This is a genomic window from Sinorhizobium kostiense (genome assembly GCF_017874595.1).
Classification (GTDB): Bacteria; Pseudomonadota; Alphaproteobacteria; order Rhizobiales; family Rhizobiaceae; genus Sinorhizobium; species Sinorhizobium kostiense.
The window spans coordinates 297,100-312,894 of sequence record NZ_JAGILA010000005.1 but is presented as its reverse complement, the minus strand read 5'-3'; the positions used below and the strand labels follow the sequence as shown (position 1 = coordinate 312,894).

Here is a 15,795-nt window from a genome sequence, read left to right as displayed (position 1 = left end):
TCGGCTCAGTCGGCCTTCTGGCGCCGCGCCGGGAAGAGAATGACGTCGCGGATCGACGGCGAATTGGTGAGCAGCATGATCAGCCGGTCGACGCCGATGCCGAGGCCACCCGCGGGCGGCATGCCCTGATCCATGGCATCGAGGAAATCTTCGTCGAGCGTCTTCTCCGTCTCGCCGCGGGCGTGCGACTGTTCCATCTGCTCGACCATGCGCGCCCGCTGCTCGACCGGGTCGTTGAGCTCGGAGAAGGCGTTGCCGATCTCCCAACCGTTACAATAGGTCTCGAAACGTTCCACAAGCCGCGGTTCGCCCGGCACCTCCTTGGCGAAGGGAGAGATGTCCTTGGGGAAGTGGATGACGTGCGCCGGCTGGATGAGCTTCGCTTCGACCTTTTCCTCGAAGATGGAGGCGAGCACCTCGCCCCAGGTCGCATCCTTCTCGACCTCGATGCCGGCGTTCCTGGCTGCCTCGCGCGCCTCCTCGTCGGTCCCGATGGCGAGGAAGTCGACTCCAATCGCATCCTTCACGGCTGCCGGCATCGAGACGCGGGGGAAGGGGCCCTTGAAGGACAACTGCTTCTCGCCGAATTCGAACTCGGTCTTGCCGTGCACCGCAAGGGCCAGCGCCTCGAACATGCGTTCGACGAGGCCCATCATGTCTTCATAATCCGCATAACCCCAATAGCACTCCATCATGGTGAATTCCGGATTATGCCGGGTGGAGACGCCTTCGTTGCGGAAATTGCGGTTGATCTCGAAAACCTTGTCTGTGAGGCCGGAAACCAGCACCCGCTTCAGGTAAAGCTCGGGCGCAATACGCAGATACATGTCGAGCTTCAGCGTGTTGTGGTGCGTCTTGAAGGGTTCGGCCGTCGCGCCGCCATAGATCGGCTGCAGCATCGGCGTCTCGACCTCCATGAAGCCCTCGTCCTCGAGAAAGCGCCGCAGGCTCGAGACGATGCGGCTCCGCTGCTGGAAGCGCAGCTTCGATTCCTCGTTGACCATGATGTCGAGATAGCGCTTGCGGTAGCGCGTCTCGATGTCGGCAAGGCCGTGATACTTCTCGGGCATCGGCAAGAGCGACTTGCAGAGCATGGTGATCTCTTTGGCATTCACCGTCAGCTCGCCGCGCTTGGTGCGGCGAACCTCGCCGGTCACGCCGACAATGTCGCCAAGATCGATCATCGGCAGCAGCGCACGCGCTTCTTCCGGCGTCGTGTCCTTGTGCGAGAAGATCTGGATCTTGCCGGAGGCGTCATGGATATCCATGAACATGCCGGAATTGCGCGAGGAGAAGACGCGGCCAGCGACCGTCACCGTTTCGCCGCTTTCGGTGTCCGGCTCGAGCCCGGCATATTTTTCCGCGAGCTCGGCATTGGTGATCGTGCGGTGGAAATGCGCCGGATAGACATCGCCGATCTGCTCGCGCAGGAGCTCGAGCTTTTGGGCGCGCACCTCGGTCGCATCGGAAGAAAGACCGTTTTCACTGTTCGGGTTCATCGTCTTGTCCTTACTTTCCGCTGCCGACCATCGCGGCGACCACTTGCGAGGCGGCCTTGAGGCGCTGGCGCACGACCGCGCGACCAAGCAGCTCCATCGAATCGAAGAGCGGCAGCGAGCGCTGCGAGCCCGAGACGGCAACGAAGAGCGGCGCGACGATCGCCTTCAGCTTCTTGCCCGTCGCATCGGCGACGGCGCGCAGTTCCGCTTCGATCGACTCCTTGTTCCACTCGAGGATCTTCTCCAGATGCGGCTGAACCGTGTTCAGGATGTCGAGCATCTCCTCAGGCGAGGCCTTGACGCCCGCAAAGGCAGATGGCTGCAGACCGAGATCCGACTTGAAGAGAAAGGCAGCGAGGTCCGGCAGTTCCCCGAGCTTCGAGATGCGCGATTGGGACAGCTTCAGTCCTTCCTTGAGGCGATCGTTTTCCGATGCCCAGGCAATCACACGTGCCGCGAATTCCTCTTCCGACAGTTTCTCGCGGATCCATCGGGCGTTCAGCCAATCGAGCTTCTGGATGTCGAAAATGGCGCCCGCCTTGGAGAGGTTTTCCGGGTCGAACTTCTCTGCCAGCTCCTCAATCGTCAGCAGCTCTTCGCCCTCGGCGATCTGGATAAAGAACAGGCCGAGGAAGTTCATCAACGCTTCGGGCAGGTAGCCGAGCGCCGTGTAGTAGGAGATCGAGGTCGGGTTCTTGCGCTTCGACAGCTTGGACTTATCGGCATTGCGCATCAGTGACAGATGCATGAACTTCGGCGGTTCGAGGCCGAGGTACTGGTAGATCAGGATGTGCTTCGGTACGGAGGCGAGCCATTCCTCGCCGCGTGCGACATGGGTGATCTTCATAAGGTGATCGTCGACGACGTTCGCCAGGTGGTAGGTCGGCATGCCGTCCGCCTTTAGCAGCACCTGCATGTCGACCGCATCCCACGGGATCTCGACGTCGCCATAGACGCCGTCGTGGAACTTGCAGGAGCCATCCGCCGGAATTTTCATCCGCACGACGTGCGGCTCGCCCGCGGCGACGCGCGAGGTCACTTCCTCCGCCGAGAGGCTCAGACACAGGCCGTCATATTTCGGCGGCTTGCCGGCGGCGCGCTGTGCCTCGCGCATGCCTTCCAGCCGCTCCGGCGTGCAGAAGCAGCGGAAGCCGTGGCCATTCTCGACGATCTTCTCGACGTAGGGCTTGTAGATGTCCTTACGGTCGCTCTGGCGATAGGGACCATAGGGGCCGCCGATATCGGGGCCCTCCGACCATTTCAGGCCGCACCATTTGAGCGCATCGAGCACCTTCTTCTCGAATTCCGGCGTCGAGCGCGTCGCATCCGTATCCTCGATGCGCAATATGAAATCGCCGCCGTGCTTCTTCGCGAAGAGATAGTTGAACAGCGCGATATAGGCGGTACCGACATGCGGTTCGCCGGTGGGGGAGGGCGCGATGCGCACTCGGACTGCTGAATCTGCCATGGTCTTGCCCGTCTTGACGTGCTTTGGGGCCCTTTGCCGGGGCATACCCCCGCGGGCGCACAATTTTTTGGGAAGGAAACGCCCGCAAGGGCGCCGCACCAGCGGTATCGGCGGGCAATTCCAGTCGGCAGGGGTGAGACCATAGAAAGCCCCCTATGTCAACGGAAACCCGAAGGCGACCGCTTCTGCGGGGATGATCGTTCCGCAGCGCGGCGGAACCAACCCATGTTCCACCCATGGAGGCCCGCCAATCGCGGGCCTCCCAGTGAGGCGATTAGTGGATTTTCTCGGCCCTTTGCTTCTTCAGCCGGGCGTTGCGGGCCATCATGTTGAGGCCCTCGACCAGCGCCGAGAAGGCCATTGCCGCATAGACATAGCCCTTCGGGACGTGGAAGCCCATGCCCTCGGCAATCAGCGTTGTACCGATCATCAGCAGGAAGGCGAGCGCCAGCATCACGATGGTCGGGTTCCGCTCGATGAAGTTGGCGAGCGGCGTTGCTGCAAAGAGCATGACGGCAACGGCGACGACGACCGCGACGATCATGATCGGCAGGTGCGGCGTCATGCCAACGGCGGTGATGATGCTGTCGACGGAGAAGACGAGGTCGAGCAGCAGGATCTGTCCTATTGCGGCGGCGAAGCTGTTGATGGCCGAGGTGGCGATGAAGTCCTCCGCGTGATCCTTCGGATCGACGCTGTGGTGGATTTCCTTCGTCGCCTTCCACACGAGGAAAAGCCCGCCGGCGATCAGGATCATGTCCTTCCAGGAGAAGCCGTGGCCGAAGGCTTCGAAGACCGGCTGGGTCAGTTGTACGATCCAGGCGATGGTGCCGAGCAGCGCCAAGCGCATGATCAGCGCAAGCCCGATACCGATGCGGCGGGCGCTGACGCGGTGAGCTGCCGGCAATTTGTTGGTGAGGATCGAGATGAAGATCAGGTTGTCGATGCCGAGCACGACCTCCATGACGACGAGCGTGATCAGGGCTACCCAAGCCTCGGGGCTTTGGACGAGCGTGAGAATTTCCTGCATCGGCGATCTTTTCCTTTCCTACCATTAAGCAAAGCGGACACCGCTTCCGGCGCGTCGACGCGCAAGATCGCCGCAGTATTTAAGGATACTTGTGAAAGTCGCAAGCACCGCCGCCTCTTTCGCGGCGGCGTTGCGGCGCTAAACGATCACTCTTTGCCCGATTGTGGTTGCACCCTTCTCCTCAGACCTCGATTTGCCGCGCCTCTGATATGACGCGCGGCGCTGGTAGGCGCAGCACGCGTCGACAGATTTCCCGCCGCCCTCAGCAGTCGTTCTGCTCGACGCAGCAAATTTCCTGATTTAGGTTGCAAGTATGTCCGCAACCGTCGCCTTGTTCCGCGGCATCAATGTCGTCTCGATCTCGGTGACCGACCTTGACCGAGCGCGGGACTTCTATGCGAACGTGCTTGGTTTCGGGAGGCCGGTCTACGACCTGCCCGAGGCGGGCTGGATCGAGTTCTCTCCTGGCGGAACCGGTGGAAACGTTTCGGTGACATTGGCCGAGAGCGGCTGGACGCCCTCGACAGGAACCACCATTGTCCTCAACGTCGAGGATTGCCATAGAGCGGTCGAGGAGTTGCGCCGCCGCGGCGTGCGGTGCGAGGACGCGCAGGTATTTCCCGGCTTCGTAACCTTCGCGAGCTTATACGATCCTTTCGGCAATCGCCTGCAGATGTGCAGTCCAGCGTAGGAGTATTTCTTCGTCTCGGGTCTCGCGAAGGTTCTCACCGCACCGATTGCGGGATTCCTCGCGAGCCGGTTCGATCTCAGTTTGCTGATGGGCATTGGCTTTGCCGGTTTTGCGGCGGGTACCTGGATGATGAGCCACCTGACGGGCGATTGGGACTTCTGGGAACTGCTCATGCCGCAGATCCTGCGCGGCTCCTCGCTGATGCTCTGCATGGTGCCGATCAACAATATCGCGCTCGGCACCCTACCGCCCGCACGCATCCGCAATGCCTCGGGATTCTTCAACCTGACACGCAATCTCGGCGGCGCCGTCGGCCTTGCGATCATCAATACGATTCTCACGCAGCGGCAGGATTTCCACTACGCGAGGCTCGCCGAGCACGTCCAATGGGGTAATCCCGAGGCGGTGGAGCGCTTAAAGAACATGACTTCGAATTTCGATGCCTACGGCCTCGACGGCGCGACCGCTGCGCTCAAGCAACTTGCCGCAATGGTGCAGCAGCAGGCGACGATCCTGTCCTTTAGCGACATCTTCCGGCTCTTGACCGTGCTGTTCCTGGCAATGATCTTTGGCGTCCTGATGATCAGCAAGCCAGGGGGCACCGGGGCTGGAGGCGGCGGGCACTAGCCTCAGTCTCAGACTGGCGCGCCAGACGAAAGCGATGCCACCAGCCGCATGCGCCCCCAAGAGACGGCCGGCTTGGCTGCCGCGATCGTTGCTCGCCGGCCTTCGCGTTACCACAGGGGGCGCTTTCGAAAGCGGCGCTGACAACGCTGCACCACTTCTCCGTATCCGCTGTTGTGCATGTTCGCGCGTTTTTGATTTACGTACATCAAATATTCCTCTAAGGGTTTTCCGAGGGGGAGAGGATGCGTCCAACCGTTCACGATATCGCCGCCGAAGCGGGTGTCAGTCTTGCGACCGTCGACCGGGTGTTGAACAACCGTCCGGGGGTCAGGGAGTTGACGCGCGACAAGGTCGAGCGGGCGATCGCCAGCCTCGGTTATGTGCGCGACGTGACTGCCGCCAATCTTGCGAAGGGCCGCAGCTATAAGCTGATTTTCATCCTTCCTGCCGGCGACAATTCGTTCATGCTCGGACTCGAGACTGAGGTCAGGGAAGCCATCGCGCGGTCTGCAGCCGAGCGGACGGAGATTGACATCCTTTTCGTGCCTGCTTTCGATCCGCAGGCACTGGCCAACGCGCTGGCGGAAGCGCATCGGCGCGGGCCCGCAGGGGTCGCGGTAGTCGCCATTGACGCGCCCGAGGTGACGGATGCTGTAAGGCGGCTTCGCGACGATGGGATTGCGGTCGTGACTCTCGTATCCGACCTGCCGGGATCCTCCCGCGACCACTTCGCCGGCATCGACAACATAGCCGCCGGGCGAACGGCCGGAACGCTGATCGGGCGATTCCTTGGCGACCGCGCGGGGCCCGTCGCTGTCCTGGCGGGCTCGATGCTGGTCCGCGACCACAGGGAGCGGCTCGAAGGTTTCCGGTCGGTCATGTGCGAAAGTTTCGGTAGCCGGTCGATCCTGCCGGTGATCGAGGGGCAGGACGACCCGGTTCTGGTCGAAAAACTCGTCGCGGCCCTGCTCGAACGCCATCCGGATATTGCCGGCATCTACAGTCTCGGTGCGGGCAATCGGGGTCTCGTCGCGGCGCTTGAGAAGGCAGGTCGGGCGCAGGTCTGCGTGATCGCACATGAATTGACGTCCTACAGCCGAGCCGCCCTGCTCTCCGGAACGATTGACGCCCTGCTCAATCAGGATGCCGGTCACGAGGTCAGGAGCGCAATCCGCGTACTGAAGGCCAAGGCGGACGGTTTGCCGGTCCTCGAGGCGCAGGAACGCATCCGGATCGACGTATTCCTGAAAGACAACCTGCCGAACGGGCAGGCTTAGGAGAACATCATGTATCTCGGATTGGATCTCGGCACGTCCGGTGTCAAGGCGATGTTGATCGACGAGGGGCAACGCATCATCGGCTCCGCATCGGCGGCTCTCGAAGTGTCGCGGCCGCTTCCCGGCTGGTCGGAGCAGGACCCGTCCGGTTGGACGAGGGCGACCGAGGACGCCGTCGGGACGCTCAGTGCGACCCATCCGCAAGCGCTTGCGGCCGTCCGCGGTATCGGCCTTTCCGGGCAGATGCACGGCGCGACGCTTCTCGACGCGCAGGACGCGGTCCTTCGTCCGTGCATTCTTTGGAACGATACGCGGAGCTTCCGCGAGGCGGCCGCGCTCGACAGCGATCCGCAGTTCCGCGCACTCACCGGTAACATCGTCTTTCCCGGCTTCACCGCGCCGAAGCTCGCCTGGGTGCGTGAGAACGAGCCTGAAATCTTCGCGAAGGTGCGCTGGGTGTTGTTGCCGAAGGACTATCTCCGCCTTTGGCTCACCGGCGAGCACATCTCGGAAATGTCGGATTCCGCCGGCACGGCCTGGCTCGATACGGGCCACCGCAAATGGTCGGAAAGCTTGCTTGCCGCCACTCGATTGGAGGAGCGGCACATGCCGACCCTCGTCGAAGGTACGGAGGGCGCGGGCATGCTCAGACCAGAACTCGCGAGCCGTTGGGGCATGGGCGCGAATGTCGTCGTCGCCGGTGGCGCCGGCGACAATGCGGCATCCGCCTGCGGGATGGGCACGGTCAGGGAAGGACAGGCCTTCGTCTCTCTCGGCACCTCCGGCGTGCTCTTCGCCGCAAACGCTCGTTACCTGCCTAATCCGGAAAGCGCCGTCCACGCCTTCTGCCACGCACTGCCGAACACCTGGCACCAGATGGGCGTCATCCTTTCGGCGACCGACGCTCTCAACTGGCATTCCGGCATCACCAACAGGAGCGCTGCCGAACTGACCGGCGAGCTTGGCGATATGCTCAGCTCACCGGGTTCGGTGACTTTTCTTCCCTACCTCTCCGGCGAACGCACGCCGCATAACGACGCGGCGATCCGCGGCGTCTTTGCCGGGCTCGGCCACGAAAGTTCCCGCGCGGCGTTGACCCAGGCGGTACTCGAAGGCGTTTCCTTCGCCATCCGCGACAGCCTAGAGGCGTTGAGTGCGGCCGGCACCTCTCTCGCGCGCGTCACCGCGATCGGCGGCGGCTCACGGTCGCGCTATTGGCTGAAGTCGATCGCGACTGCGCTCAACTTGCCGGTGGACCTTCCGGCAGACGGCGATTTCGGTGCGGCCTTCGGTGCGGCGCGACTCGGCCTGATTGCCGCCACCGGAGCCGATCCAATTGCGACCTGCACCGCGCCCGAAACCGCGGAGACGATCGAACCGGAGGTCTCGCTGGTCCCCGCCTATGAGGAGGCCTATCGGCGTTACCGCCGGCTTTATCCCGCGATCAAAGGAGCGACGATCCAATCAAGCCGAGGCGTTTAGCCCCCACCGGATGCGCCGCAGGAGCCAATGAAAACGATTACTTTCCCAGCAAACGCCGCGTTCCGGCAAACGGGCGCCGGCGTTCGAAGTCCACGAGAGGAGACAGCCGTGAGCACGGATTTTTTCGGCGATATCGCCAAGATCAGATATGAAGGGCCGGAAAGCAGCAATCCGCTCGCCTACCGCCACTACAATCCGGACGAGATCGTCCTCGGCAAACGCATGGAGGACCATCTGCGCTTTGCCGTCGCCTACTGGCACAGCTTCGTTTGGCCCGGCGGCGACCCTTTCGGCGGCCAGACTTTCGAGCGCCCCTGGTTCAAGGACACCATGGAAGCAGCGAAGCTGAAGGCCGACGTCGCCTTCGAATTCTTCCGGCTACTTGGCGTGCCCTTCTACTGCTTCCACGATGCCGACGTGCGTCCGGAGGGCCGGAACTTTGCAGAGAACACCAGCAATCTCAACGAGATCGTCGACTATTTCGCCCTCAAGCAGGCGGAGACCGGGGTCAAGCTGCTGTGGGGCACGGCGAATCTCTTCTCGAACCGGCGCTACATGGGGGGTGCCGCGACCAACCCCGACCCGGATGTCTTCGCCTTTGCCGCCGCTACGGTGAAGACCTGCATCGATGCGACTCATAGGCTCGGCGGCGAGAACTATGTGCTCTGGGGCGGTCGCGAGGGCTACGAGACGCTGCTCAATACCGACCTGAAGCGCGAACTCGACCAGCTGGGCCGTTTCGTCAGCCTCGTCGTCGAGTACAAGCACAAAATCGGCTTCAAGGGCACGATCCTGATCGAGCCGAAGCCGCAGGAGCCGACCAAGCACCAATATGATTTCGATGTCGCGACTGTCTACGGCTTTCTGAAAAAGTACGGCCTCGAGAACGAGGTGAAGGTGAACATCGAGCAGGGTCACGCGATCCTCGCCGGCCACTCCTTCGAGCACGAATTGGCGCTTGCCAATGCGCTCGGCATCTTCGGCTCGATCGACATGAACCGCAACGATTATCAATCCGGCTGGGATACGGACCAGTTCCCCAACAATGTCCCGGAGATGACGCTCGCCTACTATCAGGTGCTGTCCGGCGGCGGCTTCAAGACCGGTGGAACCAACTTCGACGCAAAACTGCGTCGCCAGTCGATCGATCCTGAAGACCTCCTGATCGGCCATATCGGCGGCATTGATTGCTGCGCGCGCGGTCTCAAGGCGGCAGCGAAGATGATTGAGGATAAGGCGCTTTCGAGCCCACTGGATGAGCGTTACGCCGGTTGGAACGTGCCCGAGGCAAGGAAAATGCTCGAGGGCGGCTTCTCGCTCGACGAAATCGAGGCTTGGGTCCGCAAGGCCGACCTCAATCCGCAGCCGAAATCCGGCAAGCAGGAGCTTCTGGAAAACATCGTCAATCGTTACGTCTGACAGGCACTGTTCGCCGGCAGGGCGCAATTGTCGCTCCTGCCGGCGACGGCAGGTCCTTCCGACGGCGACGGAAGCTTATTGCTCGTCGTGGAAAATCTGCTAGCTTCTGGTCCCTGCAACGTTGCAGGTGTTTCGGTTTACGCGAGATTGTAGAGCAGCGCGCTCAAAGGTCATCATTCGGCCGGAGCCGGTGTCTGAGACGACCAAAATCAACAGGGAGGAATTTTGCATGAGGACCATCAAGGGACCCGCGCTCTTTCTTGCGCAATTCGCCGGCGATGCGGCGCCGTTCAATTCCTGGGATGCGATCACCAAATGGGCAGCCGATTGCGGCTACAAGGGCGTGCAGGTCCCGAGTTGGGACGGGCGCCTCTTCGACGTGAAGAAAGCGGCCGAATCGAAAGCCTATTGCGACGAGATCGTCGGCAAGGCACGCGACAACGGCGTCGAGATCACCGAGCTTTCGACGCATTTGCAGGGGCAACTGGTGGCGGTGCACCCCGCCTATGACGAGGCTTTTGACGGTTTCGCCGCACCCGAGGTGCGCGGCAATCCGAAGGCGCGCCAGCAATGGGCGGTCGAGCAGGTGAAGCTGGCGCTGACCGCGTCCAAGAACCTCGGACTGAACGCAATGGCGAGCTTCTCCGGCGCGCTCGCCTGGCCTTTCGTCTATCCCTGGCCGCAGCGCCCGGCGGGTCTCGTTGAAACCGCCTTCGACGAGCTCGCCCGCCGCTGGGCACCGATCCTCGATCATGCGGAGGACTGCGGCGTCGACGTCTGCTACGAAATCCACCCGGGCGAGGATCTGCACGACGGCATCACGTATGAGATGTTCCTCGAGCGCACCGGCAACCACGCCCGCGCCTGCATGCTCTACGATCCCTCGCACTACGTGCTGCAGTGCCTCGACTATCTCGAGAACATCGACATCTACAAGGATCGCATCCGGATGTTCCACGTCAAGGATGCGGAGTTCAATCCGACCGGCCGGCAGGGTGTCTATGGCGGCTACCAGGGCTGGGTGAATCGAGCCGGGCGCTTCCGCTCGCTCGGCGACGGTCAGGTGGATTTCGGCGCGGTGTTCTCGAAAATGGCAGCGAACGACTTTTCCGGCTGGGCCGTGGTCGAGTGGGAGTGCTGCCTGAAGCATCCGGAAGACGGCGCGCGCGAGGGCGCGGAATTCGTCAAGGCACATATCATCCGCGTCACGGAGAAGGCTTTCGACGATTTCGCCGACAGCGGCGCAGATGAGGCGGCGAACCGCCGGATGTTGGGGCTCTAAGCGGAACCCCCAACCCCTCCCCACCAGGGGGAGGGGCTTTCCGAGTCCGTCGGCGTCAATCGCAAAATTTATGCTCAGGAAACCGTCAAGGATGAGTGGAGCGTGGGCGACAACATAAGCCCCTCCCTGTGTGGGGAGGGGCAGAGGCGGCAGTTTCACAAAACAGCTATTTTCAGAAGAGGTAGCACGCATGGCAATTGAGGGAAGCAGTACGGAAACTCGTCAGAAGCGGATTCGGCTCGGTATGGTGGGCGGCGGCTCCGGTGCCTTCATCGGCGCCGTGCATCGCATCGCCGCGAGACTCGACGACCATTTCGAACTCGTCGCCGGCGCGTTGTCTGCGACGCCGGAAAAGGCGCAAGCCTCGGGCCGCGAATTGGGTCTCGATCCGTCGCGGGTCTATTCTGATTTCAAGCAGATGGCGATCCGCGAAGCGAAGCTGAAAGACGGCATCGAGGCGGTGGCGATCGTCACCCCCAATCATGTCCACTATGCCGCGGCCAAGGAGTTCCTGAAGCGCGGCATTCACGTGATTTGCGACAAGCCGCTAACCTCTACGCTCTCCGATGCGAAAAGGCTCAAGCAGGCGTCAGACGAGAGCGATGCGCTTTTCGTGCTGACGCACAACTACACCGGCTACCCAATGGTCCGGCAGGCACGCGAGATGATCGCGAATGGCGACCTAGGCCCGGTCCGCCTTGTCCAGATGGAATATCCGCAGGATTGGCTGACCGAAAACATCGAGCAGTCCGGCCAGAAACAGGCCGCGTGGCGGACCGATCCGGCGCGCTCGGGAGCCGGCGGCTCGACTGGCGATATCGGCACGCACGCATACAATCTAGCCTGCTTCGTATCTGGACTGGAACTGGACGAACTTGCGGCCGATCTCGACAGTTTCGTTCCCGGTCGTCAGCTCGATGACAATGCGCATGTGATGTTGCGTTTCAAGGAGAAGGACGGCGCACGCGCCAAGGGCATGCTCTGGTGCAGCCAGGTGGCGCCCGGCAACGAGAACGGGCTGATGCTGCGCGTCTATGGCACCAAGGGTGGCCTCGAATGGACGCAGAAGGACCCGAACTACCTCTGGTACACGCCATTCGGCGAGCCGAAACGCCTGCTGACACGCGCCGGCGCCGGCGCGTCACCGGCGGCGGCCCGCGCCTCGCGCATACCTTCGGGCCACCCGGAAGGCTATCTCGAAGCGTTCGCCAACATCTATTCGGAAGCGGCACGGGCGATCTATGCCAAGCGCAATGGTGACAAGGTCGACCCCGCCGTCACTTATCCGACAATCGACGACGGTATGAAGGGCATGATCTTCGTCGATGCCTGCGTGCGCTCCTCCAAGCGCAACGGTGCTTGGGTGAAGGTCTAAGACCTGCTGGCGGTTGGGCCTCCCCGATCGCCGCGGTCGACAATTGCCCCCGGCGCACCACAGCGCCCGCGCGTCTTCAATTTAGGGAGATATGCAGTAGCCGAGGGTCCAAACATGGGTGTGCAGCGGCGCCAAGCGTGCCGCTGCCAGACGACGGGATGATAACGCATGATTGAAGCCAGGAAACTTGCAGAACGCCTGCCCGGCGACTTCGTCTTCGGCGTCGCCACCGCTTCCTTCCAGATCGAAGGTGCCAGCAAAGCAGACGGGCGCAAGCCGTCGATCTGGGACTCCTTTTCCAACATGCCCGGTCGGGTTTTCGGGCGCCATAACGGTGACGTCGCCTGCGACCATTACAATCGGCTGGAGCAGGATCTCGACCTGATCAAGAGCCTGGGCGTCGAGGCCTATCGCTTCTCGGTCGCCTGGCCCCGCATCATTCCGGAAGGCACGGGACCGGTGAACGAGAGGGGCATCGACTTCTACGACCGGCTCGTCGACGGGCTAAAGGCTCGCGGCATCAAGGCCTTTGCGACGCTTTACCACTGGGATTTGCCGCTGGCGCTGATGGGTGACGGCGGCTGGACGGCGCGGACCACCGCCTATGCTTACCAGCGCTATGCCAAGACGGTCATTGCCCGCATCGGTGATCGGCTGGATGCGGTGGCGACCTTCAACGAGCCCTGGTGCTCCGTCTGGCTCGGGCACCTCTACGGCGTGCATGCGCCGGGCGAGCGCAACATGGATGCGGCGCTTGCGGCACTCCATTTCACCAATCTTGCGCACGGTCTCGGCGTCGAGGCCATCCGCTCGGAACGGGCGGACCTGCCGGTCGGCATCGTCATCAATGCCCACTCGATCTACCCCGGAAGCACTACCGCCGAGGACAAGGCAGCGGCCGAGCGCGCTTTCGATTTCCACAACGGCGTCTTCTTCGATCCAGTGTTCAAAGGCGAATATCCGGAGGGATTCCTTGCGGAGCTCGGTTCCCGCATGCCGCAAATCGAAGACGGCGACATGGCGACGATCGCACAGCCGCTCGACTGGTGGGGCCTCAACTACTACACGCCGATGCGGGTCTCGAGCGATCCGACCCCGGACGCCGAATATCCGGCAACGACCAATGCGAAGCCGGTCAGCTCCGCGAAGACCGATATCGGCTGGGAGGTTTACGCACCGGCGCTCGGAGCGCTGGTCGAGACGCTCAACGCCCGTTACGCGCTTCCGGAGTGCTACATCACCGAGAACGGCGCCTGTTACAATATGGGCGTCGAAAACGGCATCGTCGACGACCAGCCGCGGCTCGACTATATCGCCGACCACCTCTCGGTGACGGCCGACTTGATTGCCAAGGGCTATCCAATGCGGGGCTATTTCGCCTGGAGCCTCATGGACAATTTCGAATGGGCGGAAGGCTACCGCATGCGCTTCGGCATTGTTCATGTCGACTACGAGACGCAGGTCCGCACGATCAAGAAGAGTGGTCACTGGTATAAGGAACTGGCGGAACAGTTCCCCAAGGGGAACCACAAGGCCGCGTGACACGAGAGCGCCGCGCGTCATATCGCATTGGGACCGGCTCGCGCTTCATCTGGCCGAGTGCGAGACGCTGCCTGACTGATCGACCGCGAAGCGGTATGAGGAGGGGTAGCCTAAGCCGAGCGGCAAAATGTCGGCTCAGCTTCCGAGATGCCGCTCGCCGCGCTTTTTCGCCAGCGTGATCTGCCGCTGCCGCTCGCGGTAGCGCTCGCGGTCTTCGTCAGTGCGCGCGCCATGGCAATGGACGCAGGAAACGCCCTCTTCGTGAAACGGAGAGAGCAACTCCTCCGGCGTCAGAGGTTGGCGGCAAGCATGGCAGAGCGTGTGCTCGCCCTCCTGAAGCCCCTGGGTGACGGAGACGCGCTCGTCGAAGACGAAGCAGGCGCCGTCCCAGAGGCTTTCCTCCGGCGGGACCTCCTCGAGATATTTGAGGATGCCGCCCTTGAGGTGGAAAACCTCCTCGAAGCCCTGTTCTTTCATGAAGGCGGTCGCCTTCTCGCAGCGAATGCCGCCGGTGCAGTACATGGCGATCTTCGGCTTGGTGTGCAGGCCCGTGTTGTTGCGCACCCAGTCGGGAAATTCGCGGAAGCTCTTCGTCTTCGGGTCGACGGCACCGCGGAAGACGCCAATCGCGGTTTCGTAGTCGTTGCGGGTATCTATAACGAGCGTGCCCGGATCGGAGATCAGCGCGTTCCAATCCTTGGGTTCCACATAAGTGCCGACGACACGGTTGGGGTCGATATTCTCGACGCCCATGGTGACGATTTCCTTCTTCAGCCGAACCTTCATGCGCAGGAAGGGCATGGAGGAGGCTCGGCTTTCCTTGTGCTCCAGTCGGCCGAATTCGGGCTGCGCGCGCAGATAGGCGAGCACCGCCGCAATTCCCTCATCGCTGCCGGCAATCGTGCCGTTGATGCCCTCATGGGCAAGCAGCAGGGTGCCTTTCACCCCGTTTTCATTGCAGACGAGCTGCAGCGGCTCGCGAAACTCGGCGAAGCGGGGGAAGGAAACGAAGTGATAGAGCGCGGCCACCAGAAACTGGCCTTGCGTCTCCGGGCACGGTGTCTCAAGCGTGTCGTTCATGGGAGGCAAATACAGCTTTTGGGCGCCTCGCGCAATTGCGGCGAATTGCACGTGTGAATGTCACATGAGGGTGAGGGCACGCCGGGGCAATCTGGCCCGATGAGGTCACACAGCTATCGTGCAGCCTCGAGCCAGAGCAATTCGACCGTCCGGCTTTCCCTCTCGGGCTCATCGAGGAAGACCGCTTGTGCGCGTTGCAATGCTTCCTGACGAAGCTCCTCCTGACGGGTGATGATCGCGGAAAGAAGATGCGTCTGGTCTTGGCTGTCGCCGGCGAGTTCCGGTTCTTCGTCGATGAGCGAAGTCAAGGCGGCCAGGTCGTTCAGATGGCCGAGTACATCCACCAGTTCCCCGGTTTCCGCCCGTTTCGCCTGCATGGCCGATGGCCATACCTCCCGCAGCAGCGCGAGATTCATCCGGTAATCCTGCGCGCGCTTGCGCAATTCGTGGAAGAGGCGCGCGTCGATGCCGGTTCCGCAGGCAGCCCGAGCGCGTGCGGCGCGCTCCAGCGCGCGCCGCCAGCCGTTTTCAAGTCGAGCAGCGGATTTTCGCCTGCCGTCATGGAAGGAGATATGTGCAAGCGCCGAATGCGCTTGTCCGCAGCCGGCGATCGTCACGCAGATTTTTTCGTCGAGATCGGTATCGCATGCGGCGATGCGGTCGCGGCGAGCGAGCAGGGCCGAGCAGACCTTGTCCAGCGCCACCCGCTGCTCTTTGCTGGCCGCATGCTCGCGCAGATGTTTGGCATTCTCGACAAGGGCTGCCGCATCACGGACGGTCGAGAGATTTTGCGCCATGTCGCGAATACGGGCGTTTTCCTGTTTCTGGAACAGGGCGGCATCGCATGCCACGAGCCGGTAGAGCGCACGAAGGCGCTTGAAACTCTTTCGCGCGTCGTGAATTGCCTCGTGCAGGCCGGCCGGTCGCTCTCTAAGCACGGCCACTGCGCGCTCGATCTGTTCGGCGGCGATGGCGCGGAAGTCTTCGGTGAAAGGCCGTCCCGGCGTGAAGGCGTAGGTCATG

General features: G+C 62.2%; 12 protein-coding genes and 1 pseudogene. 8 read left to right on the top strand and 5 right to left on the bottom strand.

The genetic code is table 11. The features are described from left to right. Nucleotides 1–5: 5 nt before the first annotated feature. The 3 genes from lysS to J2Z31_RS19310 all read right to left on the bottom strand — a co-directional run bounded on the left by lysS (nucleotide 6) and on the right by J2Z31_RS19310 (nucleotide 3,997). Nucleotides 6–1,499, bottom strand: a complete 1,494-nt coding sequence (gene lysS / locus J2Z31_RS19320; RefSeq protein WP_209603536.1) for a lysine--tRNA ligase — start codon at nucleotides 1,497–1,499, stop codon at nucleotides 6–8. A 10-nt stretch (nucleotides 1,500–1,509) separates the two neighbouring features. Next, a complete protein-coding gene (gene gltX, locus J2Z31_RS19315; protein ID WP_209603534.1) occupies nucleotides 1,510–2,967 on the bottom strand; it encodes a glutamate--tRNA ligase in 1,458 nt (485 codons plus the stop codon). 274 nt (nucleotides 2,968–3,241) lie between these two features. Continuing rightward, entirely contained in the window at nucleotides 3,242–3,997 is a 756-nt protein-coding gene (locus J2Z31_RS19310; protein ID WP_209603532.1) for a TerC family protein, read from the bottom strand. Between the two features lie 313 nt (nucleotides 3,998–4,310). Here J2Z31_RS19310 and J2Z31_RS19305 point away from each other — a divergent pair, with 313 nt between their 5' ends. From J2Z31_RS19305 to J2Z31_RS19270, 8 genes and pseudogenes are all read left to right on the top strand, one after another. Continuing rightward, nucleotides 4,311–4,688, top strand: coding sequence for a VOC family protein (locus J2Z31_RS19305; RefSeq protein ID WP_209603530.1), 378 nt, complete (start codon nucleotides 4,311–4,313; stop codon nucleotides 4,686–4,688). Further along, a pseudogene (locus J2Z31_RS19300) lies at nucleotides 4,689–5,315 on the top strand (MFS transporter); the annotation flags it as partial. 242 nt (nucleotides 5,316–5,557) lie between these two features. After that, nucleotides 5,558–6,592, top strand: a complete 1,035-nt coding sequence (locus J2Z31_RS19295) for a LacI family DNA-binding transcriptional regulator (RefSeq protein WP_209603528.1) — start codon at nucleotides 5,558–5,560, stop codon at nucleotides 6,590–6,592. A 9-nt stretch (nucleotides 6,593–6,601) separates the two neighbouring features. Continuing rightward, the gene (xylB, locus tag J2Z31_RS19290; protein ID WP_209603527.1) at nucleotides 6,602–8,074 is read left to right on the top strand and encodes a xylulokinase; all 1,473 of its coding nucleotides are present in this window, start codon (nucleotides 6,602–6,604) and stop codon (nucleotides 8,072–8,074) included. A 108-nt stretch (nucleotides 8,075–8,182) separates the two neighbouring features. After that, on the top strand, nucleotides 8,183–9,493 hold the full coding sequence (gene xylA / locus J2Z31_RS19285; protein WP_209603525.1) for a xylose isomerase: 1,311 nt from the start codon (nucleotides 8,183–8,185) through the stop codon (nucleotides 9,491–9,493). A 229-nt stretch (nucleotides 9,494–9,722) separates the two neighbouring features. Beyond that, entirely contained in the window at nucleotides 9,723–10,775 is a 1,053-nt protein-coding gene (locus tag J2Z31_RS19280; RefSeq protein WP_209603523.1) for a sugar phosphate isomerase/epimerase family protein, read from the top strand. Between the two features lie 190 nt (nucleotides 10,776–10,965). Next, complete coding sequence (locus J2Z31_RS19275) at nucleotides 10,966–12,150, top strand: Gfo/Idh/MocA family protein (protein ID WP_209603521.1); 1,185 nt, start codon at nucleotides 10,966–10,968, stop codon at nucleotides 12,148–12,150. A gap of 168 nt (nucleotides 12,151–12,318) precedes the next feature. Further along, entirely contained in the window at nucleotides 12,319–13,692 is a 1,374-nt protein-coding gene (locus J2Z31_RS19270) for a GH1 family beta-glucosidase (RefSeq protein ID WP_209603518.1), read from the top strand. A 135-nt stretch (nucleotides 13,693–13,827) separates the two neighbouring features. Here J2Z31_RS19270 and trhO read toward each other — a convergent pair whose 3' ends face one another. Then, nucleotides 13,828–14,772: an oxygen-dependent tRNA uridine(34) hydroxylase TrhO gene (gene trhO, locus J2Z31_RS19265; protein ID WP_209603516.1), complete on the bottom strand. Its 945-nt coding sequence runs from the start codon at nucleotides 14,770–14,772 to the stop codon at nucleotides 13,828–13,830. A 113-nt stretch (nucleotides 14,773–14,885) separates the two neighbouring features. Continuing rightward, the gene (locus J2Z31_RS19260; RefSeq protein WP_209603514.1) at nucleotides 14,886–15,794 is read right to left on the bottom strand and encodes a CHAD domain-containing protein; all 909 of its coding nucleotides are present in this window, start codon (nucleotides 15,792–15,794) and stop codon (nucleotides 14,886–14,888) included. Nucleotide 15,795: the final 1 nt, after the last annotated feature.

Coding starts and splice junctions, on each gene's coding strand:
- xylB (WP_209603527.1), top strand. CDS start 6,602: ATGTATCTCGGATTGGATCTCGGCACGTCCGGTGTCAAGGCGATGTTG.
- trhO (WP_209603516.1), bottom strand. CDS start 14,772: ATGAACGACACGCTTGAGACACCGTGCCCGGAGACGCAAGGCCAGTTT.
- J2Z31_RS19270 (WP_209603518.1), top strand. CDS start 12,319: ATGATTGAAGCCAGGAAACTTGCAGAACGCCTGCCCGGCGACTTCGTC.
- J2Z31_RS19310 (WP_209603532.1), bottom strand. CDS start 3,997: ATGCAGGAAATTCTCACGCTCGTCCAAAGCCCCGAGGCTTGGGTAGCC.
- J2Z31_RS19305 (WP_209603530.1), top strand. CDS start 4,311: ATGTCCGCAACCGTCGCCTTGTTCCGCGGCATCAATGTCGTCTCGATC.
- J2Z31_RS19275 (WP_209603521.1), top strand. CDS start 10,966: ATGGCAATTGAGGGAAGCAGTACGGAAACTCGTCAGAAGCGGATTCGG.
- J2Z31_RS19295 (WP_209603528.1), top strand. CDS start 5,558: ATGCGTCCAACCGTTCACGATATCGCCGCCGAAGCGGGTGTCAGTCTT.
- gltX (WP_209603534.1), bottom strand. CDS start 2,967: ATGGCAGATTCAGCAGTCCGAGTGCGCATCGCGCCCTCCCCCACCGGC.
- J2Z31_RS19260 (WP_209603514.1), bottom strand. CDS start 15,794: ATGACCTACGCCTTCACGCCGGGACGGCCTTTCACCGAAGACTTCCGC.
- lysS (WP_209603536.1), bottom strand. CDS start 1,499: ATGAACCCGAACAGTGAAAACGGTCTTTCTTCCGATGCGACCGAGGTG.
- J2Z31_RS19280 (WP_209603523.1), top strand. CDS start 9,723: ATGAGGACCATCAAGGGACCCGCGCTCTTTCTTGCGCAATTCGCCGGC.